This window comes from Algihabitans albus (assembly GCF_003572205.1).
In the GTDB taxonomy this organism is placed as follows: domain Bacteria; phylum Pseudomonadota; class Alphaproteobacteria; order Kiloniellales; family DSM-21159; genus Algihabitans; species Algihabitans albus.
Window position 1 is genome coordinate 466,053 of record NZ_QXNY01000002.1, and the last position, 19,444, is coordinate 485,496.

Genomic DNA, 19,444 nt, shown 5'->3' on the forward strand with positions numbered 1-19,444 from the left:
GAAGCAAGAAACCAATGCCCTTCAGGATCCACGAGAGGACAACAAGGAAAGGCTTGAGAGCAATGTCCGACGTCGAGAGTGTTTTGAAGATGATCGAGGAGAACGGCGTTCAGTACGTCGATTTCCGCTTTACCGACCCGCGCGGCAAGTGGCAGCACGTCGCGCAGCACGTCGACACCGTCGACGAGGACATGCTGAACGACGGCATTATGTTCGACGGGTCGTCGATCGCCGGCTGGAAGGCGATCAACGAGTCCGACATGAACCTGAAGCCGGATCTCGGCTCAGCCGTCATGGATCCCTTCACGGCACAGCCGCAGCTCGTTCTGGTTTGCGACGTGACCGACCCCACGACCGGCCAACCCTACAACCGCGACCCGCGTTCGACCGCGCGCAAGGCTCTCGCCTACATGGAGGCAAGCGGCATCGGAGATACCGCCTTCTTCGGGCCCGAGGCAGAGTTCTTCGTGTTCGACGACGTGCGCTTCGGCGTCAACATGAACCACACCTTCTTCCGCTTCGAGAGCGAGGAAGGACCTTACATGTCCGGTGAGGCGCTCGAGGAAGGCAACCTCGGCCACCGCCCGGGCATCAAGGGCGGCTACTTCCCGGTTCCTCCGATCGACAGCGGCACCGACCTACGCGCCGAGATGGTCTCGGTGATGAAGGAGATGGGCCTGGAGGTCGAGAAGCATCACCATGAGGTGGCGCCGTCGCAGCACGAGTTGGGCATCAAGTTCGATACGCTGCTGCGCCAGGCCGATGCCATGCAGATCTACAAGTACGTGGTTCACATGGTGGCCCATACCTATGGCAAGTCGGCGACCTTCATGCCGAAGCCGGTCATGGGCGACAATGGGTCCGGCATGCATTGCCACCAGTCGATCTGGAAGGATGGCAAGCCGCTGTTCGCGGGCGACGGCTATGCGGGCCTGTCGGAAACGGCGCTCTACTACATCGGCGGCATCATCAAGCACGCGCGGGCGATCAACGCCTTCACCAACTCCACGACCAACAGCTACAAGCGCCTGATCCCGGGCTTCGAGGCGCCGGTTCTGCTGGCCTATTCCTCGCGCAACCGCTCTGCCTCCTGCCGCATTCCCTTCGGAGCCGGCGAGAAGGCCAAGCGCGTGGAAGTGCGCTTCCCCGACGCTCTCTCCAATCCCTACCTGGCTTTCTCGGCAATGCTGATGGCCGGGCTGGACGGGATCAAGAACAAGATCCATCCGGGCGACCCGATGGACAAGAACCTCTACGACCTGCCGCCCGAGGAGCTGAAGGACATTCCGACCGTTTGCGGCTCCCTGCGCGAATCGCTCAACGCCTTGGCCAACGACATGGACTTCCTCTGTCAGGGCGACGTCTTCGACAAGGATCAGATCGAAGGCTATCTCGAACTGAAGTGGGAGGAGGTCTACACCTTCGAGCACACACCGCACCCGGTCGAATTCTCGATGTACTACTCGGCCTGATCCGACCAGCGCGCTCGGTTGAGGGCGGGCCGGATTGAAGACTTGGCGCGAAGGCGGACATCCGCTTTCGCGCCGTTTTCGTTCCGGGCAAACCTCTCGGACCGCCACCGCTCGCCCTTGCTCTCATGTCTCGACACGGTTAAGCATAGGTTGAATCCGTTGGGGTGCTCCGCGAGGGGCTGAGAGGCTTCATGCCAACCCATCACACCTGATCCGGGTAATACCGGCGTAGGAAACGGAGCATGAATAGACAGCATCTCCTCACCCTCCGCCGTTCTGCTGTCCTACGGGAGCGGAAAACGACTGCGCGCGGCGCATCCGCGAGGCCCGTACATGACGGGTGACGCGACGGTCATCGGATCCGGCGTAGCCGGGCTTTGCGTCGCCGCCGAACTGGCCAGGCGTGGATTGGCTGTCACCGTCATCGACCGCAGCTCCCGCCCTGGCCCGCATGCCTGCTCCTGGTGGGCGGGTGGTATGCTGGCCCCGTTCTGCGAAGGCGAGACAGCCGAGGAACCCGTCGTCCGGCTTGGGCAGGAGGCGGCCTGCTGGTGGCTGCGCCAGGGCGTAGCGGTGCAGCGCCGCGGATCACTTGTCGTAGCGCTAGGGCGCGACAGGCGTGAACTCGACCGCTTCGCGCGCCGCACGCGCGGCCATCGGACAATCGATCGGTCCGAATTGGCCGCGCTGGAACCGCAGTTGGAAGATCGCTTCGACCGCGCCTTGCATTTTGCCGACGAGGCGCATCTCGATCCGCGCATGGCGCTCGAGCATCTCCGTGCACGTCTGGCGATTGGCGGTGTCACCTTCGTCGAGGCCGAAGGGCGGGCCGGCGAAGAGCCGCAGAGGTTGACCTTCGACTGTCGGGGGCTGTCGGCTCGCGACAGTCTCCCCGACCTGCGCGGGGTAAAGGGCGAAATGGCTTTGCTGCGCGCGCCCGACGTCACCCTGACCCGACCCGTGCGTCTGCTGCATCCGCGCTACCCACTCTACATCGTGCCGCGCGGGGACGGTGTGTTCATGCTGGGTGCGACGCAGATCGAAAGCGGCGAAGGCCGGCGTGCCACCGTCCGCTCCGTGCTGGAACTGTTGAGCGCCGCCTACGCTCTGCATCCGGCCTTCGGGGAGGCCGAACTGATCGAGATCGGCGTCGATGCCCGACCGGCCTTTCCCGACAACCTGCCGCGCCTGCGACGACGGGGTAAGACAATCCATGTCAACGGCTTGTTCCGTCATGGATTCCTGCTCGCGCCGGCGCTAGCGCGAATGGCGGCGGACTTGGTCTGTGATGGCAGGCTTCCGGAGGTGATGGATGAAGATCACGGTTAACGGCGTTGCCGTTGAGATACGGAACGACGCGCTACCGGCGGTGCTGGAGGATCTCGGCTATGCCGACAAGAAGGTTGCGACGGCCGTGAACGAGGATTTCGTGCCGGCTGCCGCGCGTGACCGCGTCACGCTGCAACCTGGTGATCGGCTTGAGATCGTCACGCCGCGCCAGGGGGGCTGAGCCATGCCACGCTTCTACGGCGTCGAGGTTCCTTCGCGTCTGATGCTGGGCACGGCACACTATCCCTCCCCCGCGATCCTTGCCGACGCCTTCCGTCGCTCCGGTGCCGGTATCGCGACCGTCTCGCTGCGGCGCGAAGCGGACGGCGGCCAGGCGGGTGCGGACTTCTGGGCGCTCGTGCGGCAACTCGGGGTTCGCGTATTGCCCAACACCGCTGGATGCCATTCGGTGTGCGAGGCGGTGACGACCGCCGAGATGGCTCGCGAACTCTTCGACACGCCGTGGATCAAGCTCGAAGTCATCGGCCATGCCGATACCCTCCAACCCGACCCCTTCGGCCTCCTGGAGGCGGCGCGCATTTTGAGCGACGACGGCTTCCAGGTGTTTCCCTACACCACGGAGGACGCAGTACTGGCCGACCGGCTGCTCCAAGCGGGTTGCGAGGTGCTGATGCCCTGGGGGGCGCCCATCGGCACGGGCCTCGGACTGACCAACGTCTACGGCCTCCGCACCCTGCGGGCGCAGTTTCCCGAGGTGCCGATGATCGTAGATGCGGGCCTGGGCCTGCCTAGCCAGGCCGCAATGGCGATGGAGATGGGGGTCGATGCGGTGCTCCTGAACACCGCCGTGGCGAAGGCAGGCGATCCGGCTGCAATGGCCGAAGGCTTCGCGCGTGGGGTCGAAGCGGGCCGGCTCGCCTATCTCGCCGATCCGATGGAGCCCCGCGACATGGCGACACCCTCGACACCGGTCATCGGCAAGGCTTTCCTCGCATGACGCTCGACCGATTCTACCCCGTCTTCGATGGCCTGAACTGGTTGCAGCGGGCGCTGCCGCTGGGCGTAAAGCTCGTTCAGTTGCGTATCAAGGACATGCAGGAAACGGCACTGCGCGGGGTCGTGACCAAAGCCCAAGCACTCGCTCGGGCACATGGCGCGATTCTGGTGGTCAACGACCACTGGCGCACGGCGATCGATGCGGGCTGCGACTGGGTGCATCTCGGTCAGGAGGACTTGGACGACGCGGATGTGTCAGCGATCCGCCGATCGGGCCTCAAGCTGGGGATCAGCACGCATGACCACGCCGAACTCCAACGCGCGCTGTCCTTCACGCCGGACTATGTGGCGCTCGGGCCTATCTACCCGACGATCCTGAAGAAGATGAAATGGGACCGGCAAGGGCTGGACCGAGTGACGGAATGGAAACGGCTGGTCGGCGATATCCCGCTCGTTGCGATCGGCGGGATGAGTGTCGAGCGCGCGGCCGGTGCCTTCGCGGCGGGTGCCGACATCGTTTCGGCCGTCACGGACATCACCCTGCACGACGACCCCGACGCCCGGATGCGCGCCTGGTTGGCGGCGACGCGACGAGCCGCCATGCCCGTCAGTTCGCCGTGCCCGAACCCGGGTCGGGCGGACGCCCCCGTCCGCACCAGGCGGTGACCGATCTCACCCTGGACAAACTGATCCTGGAAGTGGCCGCGATACCCTTCCGGACCAACAGGTCCGGAGCCTAGGGGATCAAGGTCGCGGAGATCGCCGTCATCTCGAGGTCTTCAAGGCTGAGGGGCTGATAGAAGACGGCTGCCAGAATGTAAGCGACCCCGCAGGGCGGTTCGCCGGCCGGAGAAGACGTGGCTGAAGAACGTGTGGCGGATGAACCGTCGACCGGCGAACCGCTGGCGGTGGCCGATAGCGGCAGCATGATCCGCTCGGCCTCGAAAACCCGGTCGTTGGGAAAGACCATCGCACCACGCCGATACTTCGGCTGGCGATCGATCAAGATTTCGGACCACTGGTGCGACGTGTCCTTGCGGCGTACGAGCGGAAAGGTCTCGAAGATCGACAGACCGCGCAGGGACCGGCCGTAGCGTTCTTCGATTTCCTGTCCCGCGACGCGGATCTTCAAATCGCAGGGGTTCGAAAGCACCTCGATGAAGAGAACGTTGGCCAGGAGCGCCCCGAGATCGGCGGGATCGAAGGCGTGACGCGGCATCAGACCGTCCTTTCCGGTTTGATGCGACCAGTAGCCGTAGAGGCGTTGGACCGGCGGACTCGGCACCTGCCCGACCCGAAGCAGGGTCGAGCGGCCGGTTTCCAAGCCGTACCGCCGGGTCCAGCCTGTTGAACTCACCTGGTCGGGACCTGCATTGGAAACAAGCCACCCTGCGAAAACGAGCGACCCGGCCCGCTCTTAAACATCGGCACCTGCTGGCCTCCGGTGCCGGCACCAAGAGATTCGTAAACGCCAAACAGCGACACGACGGTCAGCGCGGCACATCGATGGTCAGTTCCGCACCCCCAAACCCGTGCTCGGAATCCCGTGCCCGAACGATGACCCGATCGATCCCGACCGGGATCTCCAAATCTCGGAGAGATCGGGTGAAGGGCTGCTCTTCAACGTGAGGGTGGTGCAGCGTACGCGCGCCCAGCAAGTCGCCATTGGGGCTCAGGACCTCCCAGAGGTCGGCGTAGTGATCCCATCCGGTATCGGCGTGGCGGACGGTGACTTCGGCCGTATAACGGCCATCGCCCTGAAGCGACAGCCGAGCGGCAACGACATCGGCTTCCCCCGCCCAAACGGGCGAAAGACCGCCTGTGCCAAGCAAAACCGTAAGTGTCGCAACAATCGCCGAAGCTTTGATAGCCATGGCCTGAGAGTGCCGAAGATCGCCGCTCCAGGCTAGAGTGTAAAAGATGGCTTGCCGACTATAACGCGATCGGACCTGACGAGATTCTGCCTAAGCCGCTTCGGCCGGCGCGTTGTTGAGTGCCTCTTCCAGATCGTAGAAGCTCGGCTGGATCTTTGTCGGCACGTTGCCGCGACCGATTTCGACTGCAACCTGGGCGGCATGACCATGTAGGTTGGCCGTAATGGTGTCGCGAATGATCATGTAGAACTGCATATCCTCGTCGATGATCTGCTGCAGTCGTCCGGCCATCGGTGCGACCAGGCCGTAGGACAGGAAGACGCCCAGGAAGGTGCCGACCAGTGCGCCGCCGATCATCTTACCGAGAACCTCCACCGGCTGGTCGATCGAGGCCATGGTCTTGATGACGCCGAGAACGGCCGCGACGATCCCGAGCGCAGGCAGGCCGTCTGCCATGGTCTGCAGCGCATGGGCAGGTTTGCCGGCTTCGTGATGAAGCTTCTCGATCTGCTTCTCCATGTACTCTTCGATCTGATGCGGATCGTCGAGGTTCATGGTGACCATACGTAGCGTATCGCAGATCATGGCACAGGTGATCTTGTCGGCCACAATCTTGGGATAGGACGAGAAAATGGGGCTCTCGTTCGGCGCCTCGATATGTGGCTCCAGACCGACAGCGCCCTTGGTTTTTATCACCTTGATCAAGCCGTACATCAGGCACAGAAGATCGCGGTAGTCGTCGCGAGACCAGCGCGGTCCCTTGAAGACGCGCCCCAAGCCGCCGAGCGACTTCTTCAGGGTTTCGGCGGAGTTGGCGATCAGGAAAGCGCCGACCGCGGCGCCGCCGATCATCATCATCTCGAAGGGCAAGGCGTAGATAATGATGCCCATCTTGCCGCCGGCGAGCGTGTAGCCGCCGAACACCATGATGAAAACTATGGCCACACCGCCAATCGAAAGCATGGATGCCTCACCCAGTAGATAGCCGACACCGTCAGGGTATTGCGGCTTCCGCAAAACCTGCACAGCGCGTGTCAGAATGCGGCACTGGGTTTAAAGAGGGCTTAATCGACGTCCCGAACAACCTGGGATTGTCTAGTGAAATCAGCGGTCTGCTTCTCATACCGCCTATCCGGGCAGCGTGCTTTCACAGAACGGCTGTGGCGGGTGAAAAGAAGACCGGCAGCGCCGGCTAGACCTCCGGAATCGACCGCTTTCCGCCCGTTTCGTCGATCGCGACATAGACGAAGATCCCTTCCGTAACCTTGACCCGCTCCTGCACGATCCGACGCTCGGCCCAGGTCTCAACGCGCACCGTCATGGAGGTGCGTCCGACCGTGACCAAGTCGGCATAGCAGCTGACCAGGTCGCCCACGAACACCGGCTTGTGGAACCGCATGGCTTCCACGGCCACGGTCGCGACGCGACCCTGAGCGCGGCGCACCGCCGGCACGGCGCCGGCCAGGTCCATCTGCGCCATCACCCATCCGCCGAAGATGTCACCGTTCGGATTGGCATCGCCCGGCATGGCGACGGTTTTCAGCGCCGGCTCGCCATCGGGCGGGCCACCATCGCCTCTGTTCTTCATCTCGCTCCTCAATCATCCACAAGATATCGTGGCTCTCGGGCTGGAAGCTACCGCATCTGCTTGAATGCGTCGCCCTCCGATTCCTATACTGCAAGCCATGGCCGATCTCTTCCAAACCGCCCAGACGCAAGACAGCTACACCGCCGCCGATATCGAGGTCCTGGAGGGTCTGGAACCGGTACGCCGCCGGCCCGGCATGTACGTGGGCGGCACCGACGAGCGCGCGCTGCATCACCTGGTGGCCGAACTGCTCGACAATTCGATGGACGAGGCCGTCGCCGGGCATGCCAGCCGCATCGAACTCGAACTGGGGGGCGGCAACCAGGTCACGGTGAGCGACAACGGCCGTGGCATTCCGATCGACCCGCATCCGAAGTTCAAAGACAAGTCGGCGTTGGAGGTCATTCTCACGACTCTGCATTCTGGCGCCAAGTTCAGCCAGAAGGCCTACGAGACTTCGGGCGGACTGCACGGCGTCGGCCTGTCGGTCGTCAATGCTCTGGCCGAGGAGTTGCAGGTCGAGGTCGCCCGCGACCGAAAGCTCTGGCGCCAGGTCTTCCGGAAGGGCACCCCGCAGACCCGGCTCGAGAACGTCGGCGGCGCGCCGAATCGTCGAGGCACGACCATCAGCTTTCTGCCGGATCCGACGATCTTCGGGGCGAACGCGCAGTTCTCGCCGGCACGCCTCTACAAAATGGCGCGGTCCAAGGCCTACCTCTACCGCGGTGTGGAAATCCGCTGGAAATGCGCAGCGGACCTGATCGCCGAGGGCGACAGCACACCGACGGAGGCCACCCTTCACTTTCCGGACGGTCTAAAGGATTTCCTGACCGCCAGTCTCGGTAAGCGCAAGACTTTCGTTCCGGAGCCCTTCGCAGGCGAAGCGCAGTTCCCGGACGGTCAGGGACGAGTCGAATGGGCCGTCGCCTGGCCGGCCGACGAAGAGGGTTTCGCTTCCAGCTACTGCAACACCGTCCCGACGCCGGAAGGCGGCACCCACGAACAGGGGCTGCGATCCGCTCTGCTGCGCGGCGCCAAGGCTTACGGCGAGCTGATCGGCATAAAGAAAACCGGCCAACTCACCGCCGAGGACGTCTTGGGCGGCGCCTTCCAACTGCTCTCGCTCTTCATCCGCGAGCCGCAGTTCCAAGGTCAGACCAAGGAGAAGCTCGCCACGGCCGAGGCCACACGCCTGGTCGAGAACGTGGTTAAGGATCATTTCGAGCATTGGCTCTCGGCCCGGCCGGACGAAGCGCGGCGGCTGCTCGAGCGTTTCGTCGAGCGCGCCGAGGAGCGTCTGCGCCGACGGCAGGAACGCGAGCTGAAGCGCCAGACGGCGACCCGCAAACTGCGCCTGCCCGGTAAGTTGACGGACTGCAGCCGCACCACGGCGGAAGGCACCGAAGTCTTCCTGGTGGAGGGCGATTCGGCCGGGGGATCGGCCAAGCAGGCGCGTGCGCGCGAGACTCAAGCCGTGCTGCCTTTGCGCGGTAAGATTCTCAACGTCGCCAGCGCCTCGGCCGACAAGTTGAAAGCCAATCAGGAAATCAACGACATTCAGTTGGCGCTCGGTTGCGGCACGCGCGCCCACTTCGATCTCGACAAGCTGCGCTACGAGCGGGTCGTTATCATGACCGACGCCGATGTCGACGGCGCCCATATCGCAAGCCTGCTCATCACCTTCTTCTTTCAGGAAATGCCGGACCTGGTCGCGGCCGGACGGCTCTACCTGGCACAGCCGCCGCTCTACCGTCTGACAGCCGGCGGAGTGACCCGCTACGCCCGCGACGACGCCCATCGGGAGGAACTGCTGGCCAGCGACTTCAAGGGCAAGTCGAAGGTGGAGGTCAGTCGCTTCAAGGGCCTCGGCGAAATGCCGGCGGTGCAGTTGCGCGAGACGACGATGAGCCCCAAAACCCGCACGCTGCTGCGCGTGGTGGTGAACGACGCCACCGACCCCGATCCGCTTGGCGAAGAACGACTGGCGCGCGAGCGGGTCGACCATTTGATGGGCCGCAAGCCGGAACTGCGTTTCGCCTTCATTCAGGAGAACGCGCGCTTCGTGACGGCGGACGAATTGGACGTCTGACCTGCAACGCCGCAGAGCGTTCGCCCATCGATGTGACGACGCTCATAGCCTGAGCGTGGTTAAGATCCGACGATAGCTGCGTACTACTTGGCGTGAACGCCGCAGGAGTCGGAGAAAGTCGATGAAGAAAACAGCACTCGGCAGCCTTTTGGCGGCATCGCTCGGAGGGCTCTTGGCGGCCTGCGCGCCAGGCGGTGCGATCGGTCCCGGCGGTGTCGTTATCAACCAACAGTACGTGGGATCGAGCTACGACCCCTCCGACCTCGGGTTTGCCCAGAGCCGCGGCGGTGTCCTGTTGCAACTCGGCGGTCAGCCTTTTGCGGGAGACAGGACCGAGTTCGCCGAGCAGGTCGGCACGCTCTTCGAAGGGAGCCACTTCGGACCGCCGGTGGATTTCATCGTCGCACCGCCCGAGGATTTCCGGAGCTCCTACCGCGTGGTGACCGTGTTCGACGCGCCCGGCGCGACCTCGGCGCCGCAGCTCTGCCGCAGCGGCGAACCGCCGGCCGTAGAGGCAAACGGTGCCGATGGGCTGCGGATCATGGCCGCCTATTGCGTCGGCAGCGACCGCGTGACCTCCGCCGTCGCCAACGTCGGTCCCGTAACGGGGGTGGACGATCCCGCCTTCACCGCCACGATCCGCGCCCTGGGGCTTGCCCTTTTCCCGCCCGCCGGGGCCAACGACGAACTGCGCCGCAGCGGCGATTCCCGGCCGGGCGGCTAGACCGGAGTGGGATCGGTCGGACTTGCCTTAAGAATCCGACGATTACGTTGGATCTGCTCTAGCTCCCGAGCCAACGGCGCAGGGCGGCGGTGGTTTCGTCCGGTCGCTCCAGGGTCGTGAGATGACCGCAGTGCTCCAGGACATCCAGACGCGCGTCCGGAATACCCGCGGCCAATTCCATGGCCATGGCCGGAGGCGTCAGCGCGTCTTGCCGGCCGACCGCCACGAGCGTCGGCACGCGGATCGTTGGCAGAAGCGGCCGCATGTCGTCGCGCCGCATGATCGCCCTTTGCTGGCGGATGAAGCCGGCACGGCCGACGGTTTCGGCCATCGCGTAGATGACGGAGGTCAGGGCCTCGTCTTGCAGCCTGTCCTGGTGGATCAGGCGTGGCAAAAGCTGTCGTGTCACGCCCTTGAACTGGCCGCGGTCGGCCAACGCCAGGAGATCCCCGCGACGCTGCCGGTCCTCCGCCGTATCGGCGGTCGCCCGCGTGTTCAGCAGCGCCAGGCGAGTCACCCGCTCGGGTGCGGTCCGGAACATCTCAAGCGCCACGTAGCCGCCCATCGAGAGGCCGGCCAGAGCGAAGCGCTCCGGCAGGTCAGCGAGGCAACGTCGGGCCATGGCCGCAATAGAGTCGTCTCGGGTCAGGTCCGCGACCCTGGGTTCGGCGAAATCGGCCAAACCTTCGATTTGCGGTCTCCAGAGTGCGGCGTCGCAAAGCAATCCGGGCAGCAGTGCGAGAACGGGCCTGTCGCTCACGTCGTTGGTTTTCCTCCGGATGACCTTACGAGGAGTTGGAGTACGCTGGGTTCAAGCAGGTGCTGCCTTAGTGGCCGCTATCCCTGATACGGGCGATCAAGGACCGGAAGGCTGAGTTGTCGGAGTCCCCCAGCCACTCGAAGACCGCCGATTCCGCCGGCAGGGGCATGACGCCCGCCATGGCCAGGCGCTGGAGCGCAAGCTGGCGATTGGCGTCCCGTCGGCTGCCGATGCCATCTGCCAGGATAAAGGTTTCAATTCCGGCTGCGGCGAAGTCGAGGGCGGTCTGTAGGACACAGACATGAGCTTCCATGCCGCAGATCAGCACCTGGCGGCGGCCCAGTGCGAACCAGCGCTCGGCAAAACGCGCTTCGCGCAGGCAGGAGAAATGAGTCTTTGCGATGCGCAAGCTCTCGGGCAGCCGTGCCGACAGGTCCGGAACCGTGGGCCCAAGACCCTGGGGATATTGCTCGCTGGCGAGAACGGGCACCTGCAGCGCCAGGGCGGCCTCCAGAACCAAACCGATGCGCTCGAGTGCGGCCGCGCCTCCGGCGATGGCGGGAGCAAGCTTTTCCTGCACGTCGACCACCAGCAGCGCCGAGGACTCGGCAGCCAGAAGCGAAGTTGACGGGGACGACGGCTGAGCGGCGGGTCTCGATGAGGGCATGCTGATCAATGTATTACAGCGTAAGGCTACGAGTAACCGCGACAATAACGATCGTTCCAGCAGCGGCCAAGACGCGCAACACTATGTCGAAGAGCGGTAAGAGTGAGCCATCGTTGGGGCGGTTTCATGCAGGTTATGTTGACTTTTGTCATTGAATCCGAGACAACGGTGGCCATCTGGGGGTCAAAGAGCCGCTTTGGTTCTGAGATCGCGGAAAACTTGGCCTAGGCCAGACGCCGATCCACAGCTCCCTTACATCTTACGAAGAAGAAACGATTTCACGCATGACCTTCGAAGAGCTCGGACTGAGCCCAGAGGTGTTGCGCGCCGTTGCCGAGGCCGGCTACGAGACGCCTACGCCTATTCAAGAAACCGCGATTCCTTACGTGCTGATGGGCCGTGACGTCATGGGCGTCGCGCAGACCGGAACCGGCAAGACCGCCTCCTTCACCTTACCGATGATCGATATCCTGGCGAGCGGCCGTGCCAAGGCGCGGATGCCGCGCTCGCTCATCCTGGAGCCGACACGTGAGCTGGCCGCCCAGGTGGGCGAGAATTTCGAGAAGTACGGAAAGTACACGCGCCTGACTCACGCCTTGCTGATCGGCGGCGGATCTTTCAAGGATCAACAGGCTCTGCTGGAGCGCGGCGTTGATGTTCTGATCGCCACGCCCGGCCGCCTGCTCGACCTCTTCGAGCGCGGCAACATCCTGCTGGCCGACACCAAGACGCTGGTGATCGACGAAGCGGACCGGATGCTCGATATGGGCTTCATCCCGGACGTCGAGCGCATCGTGAAGCTCTTGCCGCCGCTCCGGCAGACGCTCTTCTTCTCCGCCACCATGGCGCCCGAGATCCGCAAGCTGACCGAAGCCTTCCTGATGAACCCGAAGGAGATCAGGGTGGCTCCGCCGGCTTCGCCGGCAGCCAACGTGACGCAACGCCTGGTGCGATGCGGTTCAGAGCCCAAGCACAAGCGGGCCGCCCTGCGCGATCTGATCGACCGGGCCGGCGACGGCTTGGGTAGCGGTCTGATCTTCTGCAACCGCAAGCGCGACGTCGGTATCGTCTACCGTTCGCTTCAGCGCCACGGCTACGACGCGGCCGAGCTTCACGGCGACATGGCGCAGCCGGCGCGCATGGAGACCCTGGATCGCTTCAAGAAGGGCGAAATTCGCTTGCTGGTCTGCTCCGACGTGGCGGCGCGCGGCCTGGACATTCCCAAGGTCAGCCATGTCTTCAACTTCGACGTGCCCAGCAATGCGGAGGACTACGTTCACCGGATCGGCCGCACGGGCCGCGCAGGCCGCAGCGGCGAAGCCTTTACCCTCGTAACCCGTCTTGACTTCAAACTTCTATCCGCGATCGAAAAACTGATCGGGAGCAAGATTTTGGATGAAGAGGCGGGCGAGGCAGAACCTGGCCAAGTAGCCGCGCGCGAAAGCGAGACGCCTGTTGCGGAAACAGGCCCGGCCGAGACGGGCGCCGCCGAGGAAACGACGGTCGATGCCGCTCCCGCCGAAGAACGCAGCAGCCGCCGGAGCGGACGCCGCCGCGGCGGACGCGGACGCCGTAAGACCGGCAGCGCCGATGCGCCAAGCGTAGCGGCGGAGACCATTGAGGCCGTGGAGGCAGCGTCCGGGGATCAGGCCAATTCCGGCGCGCTCAATGCCGCCGCTCAGCGCTCGGCCGAAGCCGGCGCTCAACGGGCACGCCGCCGTCGCGGCGACGCCGCCCCTAGCGACGAAGCAGGTCAGGGACGCCAAGGCGAGTCTCCCCGCCGGCCCGAGCCGGCGACGGAGAACAGGGCCGAGACGGCACGTCCGGAAACACGAACTTTACCGCCCGAGGCCAGAGACACGGCCTTTGGTGCCGACATACCGGCCTTCCTGCTCAAGCGCGTTCCGCTGACCGCCAGCAGCTGAGAACGGACGGCGGCTCCGTTCCTCGGCCATGGCGGCCCTGGAGCCGAGCACAGACGTGCAATCGCGATTCCACACGCTCACATCCTGCTTTAGGCTGCCGCGATGCAGACGATCTTCATTCAAATCAAATGCGAGCTCGGGCGCGCGTACGAAGTCGCGGACGCCCTGGTGCAGGGCGTCGAGCAGGTCTCCGAGGTTCACTCGACCTCCGGCCAATACGACCTGCTGGTCAAATGCTACCTGCCCAGCGATCTGGACATCGGTCATTTCGTCAATGAGTCGGTTCAGCGCCTGCCCGGCATCAAAGACACCTTCACCCTGATCGCCTTCAAAGCCTTCGCCTGAAGCGTCACTCCGGCACTCTCATAGTGAGCGCGACTGCGGCCTGCGGAGCCCCCTGCCCGCATGGCCTGTGAGTGCCTTCATCGAGCGCACTCTTAACTTGTGTTGGCAGGAGGCTTCCTCCATAACCGTTTGGCGTTTGTTCTAAAATCCTTAGGACTCAAGGGTTTCTGGTAGGATAGTGAATCCCTTTACGGCAGCGCGGCAGAGCAAGCGCCGCGTTTGCGACTGCAGGAGGAAGAATGGTCATCGACGGTTTCTTGATCTTCGTCATCGTCGCCACGATCCTGGTGGTCGGTCTGGTTCTGCTCAGTGCCCGGGTCGTTCCCCAGGGGTTCGAGTACACCGTCGAGCGCTTCGGCCGCTGGCGCGGCACCCTGCAGCCAGGCCTTCATTTCATCGTCCCTGTCGTCGATACGATCGGTCGCAATATCAGTGTGATGGAGACTGTTTTGAATATTCCGTCTCAGTCCGTGATCACACGCGACAACGCCGAGGTCGAAGTCGATGCCGTGGTCTTCTACCGGGTCGTGGATTCGGCTAAGGCCGCCTATCAGGTCGACAAGTTGGAAGCGGCGATCGAGAACCTGGCCATGACCAACATTCGCACCGTGCTCGGCTCCCTGGAGATGGACCAGGCGCTGTCGGAGCGGGAGGCGATGAACCGCAAGCTGCTGTCCGTTATCGACGAAGCGACGAGCACCTGGGGCGTACAGGTGCGCCGGGTCGAGATCCGGGACATCTCGCCGCCCCAGAACCTCGTTGCCGCGATGTCGCGACAGATGGAGGCGGAGCGTCACCGCCGTGCGGAGGTCACGCTCGCCGAGGGCAAGAAGGCTGCGGCCATTCTGGAGGCCGAAGGCCGGCGGGAAGCGGCCTTCCGCGACGCCGAGGCGCGCGAGCGTTCAGCCGAAGCCGAGGCGAAGTCGACGCAGTTGGTCTCGGATGCGATCCAGGCCGGCGATGCCCAGGCTTTGCAGTACTTTGTCGGCCAGCAGTACGTCGAGGCCCTGAAGGCCTTCGCCGGCTCGCCGAACCAGAAGGTTCTGCTCATGCCGCTCGAGACCACCGGTGTGCTCGGCAGCTTGGCCGGTGTCGCCGAGTTGCTGCGCGACAGCCTGACGGCGGACGAGTCGGGAGCGCCGCGCCGCCGCGGCCGCAGCGCTCTTCCGACCTCCGGCGACCCTTCCGGCCAGGCTTGAGCGCCGCTCCGCGTCCGCCCGGTCCGTCTGTAACGGCCCCACGGCTCTTGCCAGACGATTTCGCAGGCTCCTCGCAAAGGAGGTGACAGCATGACCTTCGTCTGGTGGCATTGGGTGGCGCTCGGAGTGATCTTGATCGGTGCCGAACTGGCACTGCCCGGGTTGGTCCTGCTCTGGTTCGGTATCGGCGCTCTGCTCGTCGGCGTGCTCTTGACGCTCGCTCCCGAACTGGCTCTGAGCTGGCAGATCGCGATCTTCGCGGCGACCTCGGTTCTGGCGACTTTGCTCTCGCGCCTCTGGTTGCGCCGCTTCGGCGGCAGCGGCGGAGCGCCAAGCCTGAATCGGCCCGACGAAGGCTTGGCCGGACGCGTGTTCCGGCTGGACGCCCCGATCGAGTTCGGCTCCGGCCACCTTTGGATCGGCGATGTCCGCTGGCGAATTGTCGGGCCCGATCTACCGGCCGGCAAGAAGGTCCGTGTCGTCGCTTGGGACAAGGTGGCGGCGGCTTTGACGGTTGAGCCGGCCGTGACGGAGACGCCGACGCAATCCAAGACCGGCCTATCCGACGGGACGCCTTAGCCCCTTTGCAAACCCCGCCGTGGCGGCTTTACGCCGCTAGCGCCGCCGCCTTTCCAAGCTGCTCCAACAAACGGCGGACACCGCGCATGCGCTGGTTCGGCCCGTCCCAGTCCCGCTTGTAGACGAGCTTGTGATCGGGCCGCAGCTTCACCGTGCCGGCCTGAGCCTGAATGAACTGCACGAGGCCTTGCGGATTGGCGAAGAGATCGCCGCGGAAAGCGATCACCGCACCTTTCGGCCCGGCATCGACCTTCTCGACACCGGCATCGCGGCAAAGCCGCTTGATCGCGATGACGTCGAGCAGGTTCTGCACCTCGTCGGGCAGCGGTCCGAACCGATCCACAAGTTCGGCTGCGAAGGCGTCGATCTCGATCTTGTCGACCAGTTGCGAGAGCCGCCGATAGAGGCCCAGTCGCACATGCAGGTCGGGGACGTAGACTTCGGGGATCAGCACGGCCGTCCCGAGGTTGATCTGCGGCGCCCAGGTCTCCCCTGTCCCGCCGGCCGGGCCCTGGGCTTCGCCCCCACGCTCCCGGACCGCCGCCACGGCCTCCTCGAGCATCTGTTGGTAAAGCTCGATGCCGACTTCCCGGATGTGGCCCGATTGCTCCTCCCCCAAGAGGTTGCCGGCGCCGCGAATGTCGAGATCGTGGCTGGCCAGCGTGAAGCCGGCGCCCAGCGTGTCGAGGGTCTGCATGACGTGCAGGCGCTTCTCGGCGGCGCTTGAGAGAATGCGTCCCGGCGGCAAGGTGAGGTAGGCGTAGCCGCGCTGCTTGCCGCGACCGATACGTCCGCGAAGCTGATAGAGCTGCGATAGACCGAACATGTCGGCCCGGTGGATGACCATGGTGTTGGCGGTCGGAATGTCGAGACCGGATTCGACGATGTTGGTCGAAAGCAGCACGTCGAACTTGCGGTCGACGAAGTCCGTCATGGTCTCTTCCAGGCGGCTCGGCGCCATACGGCCGTGCGCCACCGCGACCTTGACCTCCGGCACCAGCTTCGTCAGCCGCTCGCGCAACTCCTCCAGATCCTCGATCCGCGGGCAGACGTAGAAGGTCTGGCCGCCGCGATGGTACTCGCGCAAGATGGCCTCGCGCACCACCACCGGGTCGTAGGGCAGCACGAAGGTCCGCACCGCCAGGCGGTCCACCGGCGGCGTGGCGATCAGACTCATCTCCTTCACGCCGGACAAGGCCAACTGCAGCGTTCGCGGGATGGGCGTCGCCGTCAGCGTCAGCACGTGCACCTCGGCGCGGAGCTGTTTCAGGCGCTCCTTCTGCTTGACGCCGAAGTGCTGTTCTTCGTCGACGATCATCAGACCGAGGTCTTTGAATTTCACCGAGTTGGACAGCAGCGCGTGAGTGCCGACGACAATGTCGATCGTGCCGGCCTCCAGCTCCTTCTTCACCTTGGCCGTATCCTTGGCCGTCACCAGGCGACTGAGTTGCCCGACGCGCACGGGCAAGCCGGCGAAGCGGTCCTTCACGGTCGCGTAGTGTTGCCGCGCCAAGAGGGTGGTCGGCACGGCAATGGCGACCTGGTGGCCGTTCAAGGCGGAGACGAAGGCGGCGCGCAGCGCAATCTCGGTCTTTCCGAAACCGACATCGCCGCAGACCAGACGGTCCATCGGCTTGCCGGAGTTGAGATCGGTCAGGGTCTCCTCAATCGCGCGCAACTGGTCGTCCGTTTCCGGATAGGGGAACCGCGCGGCGAACTCGTCGTAGAGGCCCTCGGGCCGCGGCACCGCCTCGGCCTGGCGGAGTTCCCGTTCGGCCGCGATCTTGATCAACTCGTTGGCGATTTCGCGGATGCGCTCCTTGACCTTGGCCTTGCGGGCCTGCCATCCGCCCTGCCCCAGCCGGTCCAGCTCGACCGAGGCCTCCTCGCCGCCGAAGCGGGACAGCACCTCGATGTTTTCCACCGGGACGTAGAGCTTGTCGCCGCCGTGGTAGATGACGCGCAGGCAATCGTGCGCGGCTCCGCCGATGTCGAGCGTTTCCAGGCTGTCGTATCGGCCGATGCCGAATTCGACATGCACCACGTGATCGCCTTCGGCCAGAGTCGAGACTTCGGTCAGGAAGTTCTCCGGCCGCCGGCGCCGTACCTGTGCGCGGGCGATGCGCTCGCCCAGAACGTCGGTTTCGGTCAGCACCGTCAGGTCGGCGGTTCCGAAACCGCGCTCCAGGCTCAGCGCGACCACCCCCAGGGTCCCGGCCGGCAACTGCTGCGCGGCCCCCCAGCTCTCGACGGACGTCTGCGGCGTCAGGCCGTGGTCGGCCAGAACATGGGCCAGACGGTCGCGGCTGCCGCGCGAGTAGCCGACCAGCAGGACTCTGCGTCCGGCCGCTTGCTCGGCGGCGACGTAGTCCTTGACCGCGTCGTAGAGCTGAGACTCCCCGGCCAGGCGCTCCGCCGCGAAGTCGGGCCCACGCCTGCCGCCGGCATCGACGATCCCGGCCATGTCGTCGGGTCCGGCAAAGGGCGAGAGGTCCCCCGTCGCCCGTGCCTCCAGCCGCTCCTTCCATTCCTGCGCGGTGAGGTAGAGCGCCTCGGGCCGCAAGGGATTGTAGACACCGGCGGTGGCCGCTTCGGCCCGGCCCAGTGTCTGACGCGCATCGTAGAAGTCGGCGACGGTCTCCAGCCGCGTGTCCTTGATTTCCTCCGCCTGATGATCGAGCGTGATCCGCGCCGCCGGCAGATAGTCGAAGAGCGTATCGAGCCGCTCGTAGAACAGAGGCAGCCAATGCTCCATGCCGGGATGCGGCCGGGCCGCACTTACGGATTCATAGAGCGGATCGCCGCCCGTCTGCGCCCCGAAAGCCTTGCGGTAGCCGCTGCGGAACCGCTCGATACTTTCCGACTCCAGCAACACTTCACTGACCGGTTTCAGGCTTAGGCGTTCGGCCTTGCCGCTGGAGATCTGCGTCAACGGGTCGAAACTGCGGATCGATTCCAGCTCGTCGCCGAAAAAGTCCAGACGCAGCGGCTGCTCCGCCCCCGGCGGAAACACGTCGAGCAGGCCGCCGCGCAAGGCGTATTCGCCCGGCTCCCCCACCGTCTCGACGCGCAGGTATCCGTTATCCGCGAAGAAGGCCGTCAGGCTTTCGACCGCGAGCCGGTCGCCCGGCTTCGCATCCAGCGAGCGTCCGGCCAGGGCCTCGCGCGGCAGGACCCGCTGCATCAGCGCGCTGACGGTCGTCACGACGAGCAGCCCGCCGGGACCCGCCTGGTCGCTGCGCAAACGGGTCAAGGTCGCCAGCCGGCGGGCCACGATATCCCGGTGCGGACTGACCCGGTCGTAGGGCAGACAGTCCCACGCCGGGAAAAGCAGGACCTCGGCCTTCGGCGCGAAAAAGGCCACCGCCTCGGCCAGACGGGTCATCCGCTGGTCGTCGCGGGCGACATGCAGGTGGGCCTGTACCGGCGCGACGGCCAGCGCCTGCGCAATCAGCAGCGCATCCAATCCCTCGGGCGCGTTGACGATCCGTCGTCGCCCGGGAGCACTCAAAACCTGGTGCAACACGTGTTTTGTACCGGAAAGCTTAGATGGTTGAGGTCAGCTGGTAACGGGCTTGTACTCGAAGGCGCGCATCAAACGCATCACATCGTGGTCGAGGTCGGTCGGAGGATCGCTACGCCCGATCATCCAGGCGTAAAGATCGGGATCCGACTCCAGCAGCAGCCCCTCGAACCTGTCGAGCTGCTGCGACTCGAAGCCCGCGAGATAGGCGTCGGCGAAGCTGCCGACCAGCAGATCCATCTCCCGGGTTCCCCGATGCCACGCGCGAAACCGCAAGCGTTTCCGCCGTGTTTCCAGTGATTCGCCGCCTGGCGATTCGTCCTGCATGTCGTCTCCGTTCTCCTGGCGCTAGGATATAGACCGTCGCGCGCCGCCTGTCAGCCGGGCCGGTGTCGCGGCAGCGCCCTTTCCTT

The 19,444-nt window shown here is 64.8% G+C and carries 19 protein-coding genes and 1 riboswitch; of the genes, 11 read left to right on the top strand and 8 right to left on the bottom strand.

The window, feature by feature from the left end; all coding sequences use genetic code 11:
- The first annotated feature begins 62 nt into the window (after positions 1–62).
- From glnA to DBZ32_RS03810, 5 genes are all read left to right on the top strand, one after another.
- Positions 63–1,472, top strand: coding sequence for a type I glutamate--ammonia ligase (gene glnA, locus DBZ32_RS03790; protein WP_119165766.1), 1,410 nt, complete (start codon positions 63–65; stop codon positions 1,470–1,472).
- Between the two features lie 150 nt (positions 1,473–1,622).
- Positions 1,623–1,724: riboswitch (TPP riboswitch) on the top strand.
- An 81-nt stretch (positions 1,725–1,805) separates the two neighbouring features.
- Positions 1,806–2,801: a glycine oxidase ThiO gene (gene thiO, locus DBZ32_RS03795; protein WP_119165767.1), complete on the top strand. Its 996-nt coding sequence runs from the start codon at positions 1,806–1,808 to the stop codon at positions 2,799–2,801.
- Entirely contained in the window at positions 2,785–2,982 is a 198-nt protein-coding gene (thiS, locus tag DBZ32_RS03800) for a sulfur carrier protein ThiS (RefSeq protein WP_119165768.1), read from the top strand. Before thiO ends, thiS begins: the two co-directional genes overlap by 17 nt.
- Before the next feature lie 3 nt (positions 2,983–2,985).
- Positions 2,986–3,759: a thiazole synthase gene (locus DBZ32_RS03805; protein ID WP_119165769.1), complete on the top strand. Its 774-nt coding sequence runs from the start codon at positions 2,986–2,988 to the stop codon at positions 3,757–3,759.
- Positions 3,756–4,424 carry a thiamine phosphate synthase gene (locus DBZ32_RS03810; protein ID WP_119165770.1) on the top strand — a complete coding sequence of 223 codons (669 nt, stop codon included), beginning with the start codon at positions 3,756–3,758 and terminating at the stop codon, positions 4,422–4,424. The genes DBZ32_RS03805 and DBZ32_RS03810 overlap by 4 nt, the downstream gene beginning before the upstream one ends.
- A 70-nt stretch (positions 4,425–4,494) precedes the next feature.
- On the opposite strand, the gene DBZ32_RS03815 is transcribed toward DBZ32_RS03810, so the two are convergent.
- The 4 genes from DBZ32_RS03815 to DBZ32_RS03830 all read right to left on the bottom strand — a co-directional run bounded on the left by DBZ32_RS03815 (position 4,495) and on the right by DBZ32_RS03830 (position 7,220).
- On the bottom strand, positions 4,495–5,115 hold the full coding sequence (locus DBZ32_RS03815) for a PAS domain-containing protein (protein WP_119165771.1): 621 nt from the start codon (positions 5,113–5,115) through the stop codon (positions 4,495–4,497).
- A 133-nt stretch (positions 5,116–5,248) separates the two neighbouring features.
- Complete coding sequence (locus DBZ32_RS03820) at positions 5,249–5,632, bottom strand: hypothetical protein (RefSeq protein WP_119165772.1); 384 nt, start codon at positions 5,630–5,632, stop codon at positions 5,249–5,251.
- 90 nt (positions 5,633–5,722) lie between these two features.
- Entirely contained in the window at positions 5,723–6,595 is an 873-nt protein-coding gene (gene motA / locus DBZ32_RS03825; RefSeq protein WP_119165773.1) for a flagellar motor stator protein MotA, read from the bottom strand.
- A gap of 229 nt (positions 6,596–6,824) precedes the next feature.
- Positions 6,825–7,220 (bottom strand): acyl-CoA thioesterase, encoded by a 396-nt coding sequence (locus DBZ32_RS03830; protein ID WP_119165774.1) that lies wholly within the window; start codon positions 7,218–7,220, stop codon positions 6,825–6,827.
- Between the two features lie 97 nt (positions 7,221–7,317).
- On the opposite strand from DBZ32_RS03830, the gene parE reads away from it, so the two are divergent.
- The gene (gene parE / locus DBZ32_RS03835) at positions 7,318–9,309 is read left to right on the top strand and encodes a DNA topoisomerase IV subunit B (RefSeq protein ID WP_119165775.1); all 1,992 of its coding nucleotides are present in this window, start codon (positions 7,318–7,320) and stop codon (positions 9,307–9,309) included.
- 121 nt (positions 9,310–9,430) lie between these two features.
- The gene (locus DBZ32_RS03840; RefSeq protein WP_119165776.1) at positions 9,431–10,033 is read left to right on the top strand and encodes a hypothetical protein; all 603 of its coding nucleotides are present in this window, start codon (positions 9,431–9,433) and stop codon (positions 10,031–10,033) included.
- A 58-nt stretch (positions 10,034–10,091) separates the two neighbouring features.
- On the opposite strand, the gene DBZ32_RS03845 is transcribed toward DBZ32_RS03840, so the two are convergent.
- Positions 10,092–10,793, bottom strand: a complete 702-nt coding sequence (locus tag DBZ32_RS03845) for an alpha/beta fold hydrolase (RefSeq protein ID WP_119165777.1) — start codon at positions 10,791–10,793, stop codon at positions 10,092–10,094.
- A gap of 67 nt (positions 10,794–10,860) precedes the next feature.
- Entirely contained in the window at positions 10,861–11,460 is a 600-nt protein-coding gene (locus tag DBZ32_RS03850) for a hydrolase (RefSeq protein ID WP_162906544.1), read from the bottom strand.
- Between the two features lie 284 nt (positions 11,461–11,744).
- Here DBZ32_RS03850 and DBZ32_RS03855 point away from each other — a divergent pair, with 284 nt between their 5' ends.
- The 4 genes from DBZ32_RS03855 (at position 11,745) to DBZ32_RS03870 (ending at position 15,508) form a co-directional block, all read left to right on the top strand.
- The gene (locus DBZ32_RS03855; protein ID WP_119165779.1) at positions 11,745–13,385 is read left to right on the top strand and encodes a DEAD/DEAH box helicase; all 1,641 of its coding nucleotides are present in this window, start codon (positions 11,745–11,747) and stop codon (positions 13,383–13,385) included.
- A 102-nt stretch (positions 13,386–13,487) separates the two neighbouring features.
- Positions 13,488–13,730, top strand: a complete 243-nt coding sequence (locus tag DBZ32_RS03860) for an Lrp/AsnC ligand binding domain-containing protein (RefSeq protein ID WP_119165780.1) — start codon at positions 13,488–13,490, stop codon at positions 13,728–13,730.
- A 239-nt stretch (positions 13,731–13,969) separates the two neighbouring features.
- Positions 13,970–14,929, top strand: coding sequence for an SPFH domain-containing protein (locus DBZ32_RS03865; RefSeq protein WP_208539091.1), 960 nt, complete (start codon positions 13,970–13,972; stop codon positions 14,927–14,929).
- A gap of 90 nt (positions 14,930–15,019) precedes the next feature.
- Positions 15,020–15,508 (top strand): NfeD family protein, encoded by a 489-nt coding sequence (locus tag DBZ32_RS03870; protein WP_119165781.1) that lies wholly within the window; start codon positions 15,020–15,022, stop codon positions 15,506–15,508.
- 28 nt (positions 15,509–15,536) lie between these two features.
- On the opposite strand, the gene mfd is transcribed toward DBZ32_RS03870, so the two are convergent.
- A complete protein-coding gene (mfd, locus tag DBZ32_RS03875) occupies positions 15,537–18,893 on the bottom strand; it encodes a transcription-repair coupling factor (protein ID WP_235830081.1) in 3,357 nt (1,118 codons plus the stop codon).
- A gap of 174 nt (positions 18,894–19,067) precedes the next feature.
- Positions 19,068–19,358, bottom strand: a complete 291-nt coding sequence (locus tag DBZ32_RS03880; RefSeq protein WP_119165782.1) for an FAD assembly factor SdhE — start codon at positions 19,356–19,358, stop codon at positions 19,068–19,070.
- Positions 19,359–19,444: the final 86 nt, after the last annotated feature.

Excerpts from the sequence above, each read along its gene's own strand:
- glnA (WP_119165766.1), top strand. The coding sequence starts at position 63 with ATGTCCGACGTCGAGAGTGTTTTGAAGATGATCGAGGAGAACGGCGTT.
- thiO (WP_119165767.1), top strand. The coding sequence starts at position 1,806 with ATGACGGGTGACGCGACGGTCATCGGATCCGGCGTAGCCGGGCTTTGC.
- thiS (WP_119165768.1), top strand. The coding sequence starts at position 2,785 with ATGAAGATCACGGTTAACGGCGTTGCCGTTGAGATACGGAACGACGCG.
- DBZ32_RS03805 (WP_119165769.1), top strand. The coding sequence starts at position 2,986 with ATGCCACGCTTCTACGGCGTCGAGGTTCCTTCGCGTCTGATGCTGGGC.
- DBZ32_RS03810 (WP_119165770.1), top strand. The coding sequence starts at position 3,756 with ATGACGCTCGACCGATTCTACCCCGTCTTCGATGGCCTGAACTGGTTG.
- DBZ32_RS03820 (WP_119165772.1), bottom strand. The coding sequence starts at position 5,632 with ATGGCTATCAAAGCTTCGGCGATTGTTGCGACACTTACGGTTTTGCTT.
- motA (WP_119165773.1), bottom strand. The coding sequence starts at position 6,595 with ATGCTTTCGATTGGCGGTGTGGCCATAGTTTTCATCATGGTGTTCGGC.
- DBZ32_RS03830 (WP_119165774.1), bottom strand. The coding sequence starts at position 7,220 with ATGAAGAACAGAGGCGATGGTGGCCCGCCCGATGGCGAGCCGGCGCTG.
- parE (WP_119165775.1), top strand. The coding sequence starts at position 7,318 with ATGGCCGATCTCTTCCAAACCGCCCAGACGCAAGACAGCTACACCGCC.
- DBZ32_RS03840 (WP_119165776.1), top strand. The coding sequence starts at position 9,431 with ATGAAGAAAACAGCACTCGGCAGCCTTTTGGCGGCATCGCTCGGAGGG.
- DBZ32_RS03850 (WP_162906544.1), bottom strand. The coding sequence starts at position 11,460 with ATGCCCTCATCGAGACCCGCCGCTCAGCCGTCGTCCCCGTCAACTTCG.
- DBZ32_RS03855 (WP_119165779.1), top strand. The coding sequence starts at position 11,745 with ATGACCTTCGAAGAGCTCGGACTGAGCCCAGAGGTGTTGCGCGCCGTT.
- DBZ32_RS03860 (WP_119165780.1), top strand. The coding sequence starts at position 13,488 with ATGCAGACGATCTTCATTCAAATCAAATGCGAGCTCGGGCGCGCGTAC.
- DBZ32_RS03865 (WP_208539091.1), top strand. The coding sequence starts at position 13,970 with ATGGTCATCGACGGTTTCTTGATCTTCGTCATCGTCGCCACGATCCTG.
- DBZ32_RS03870 (WP_119165781.1), top strand. The coding sequence starts at position 15,020 with ATGACCTTCGTCTGGTGGCATTGGGTGGCGCTCGGAGTGATCTTGATC.
- mfd (WP_235830081.1), bottom strand. The coding sequence starts at position 18,893 with ATGACCCGTCTGGCCGAGGCGGTGGCCTTTTTCGCGCCGAAGGCCGAG.
- DBZ32_RS03880 (WP_119165782.1), bottom strand. The coding sequence starts at position 19,358 with ATGCAGGACGAATCGCCAGGCGGCGAATCACTGGAAACACGGCGGAAA.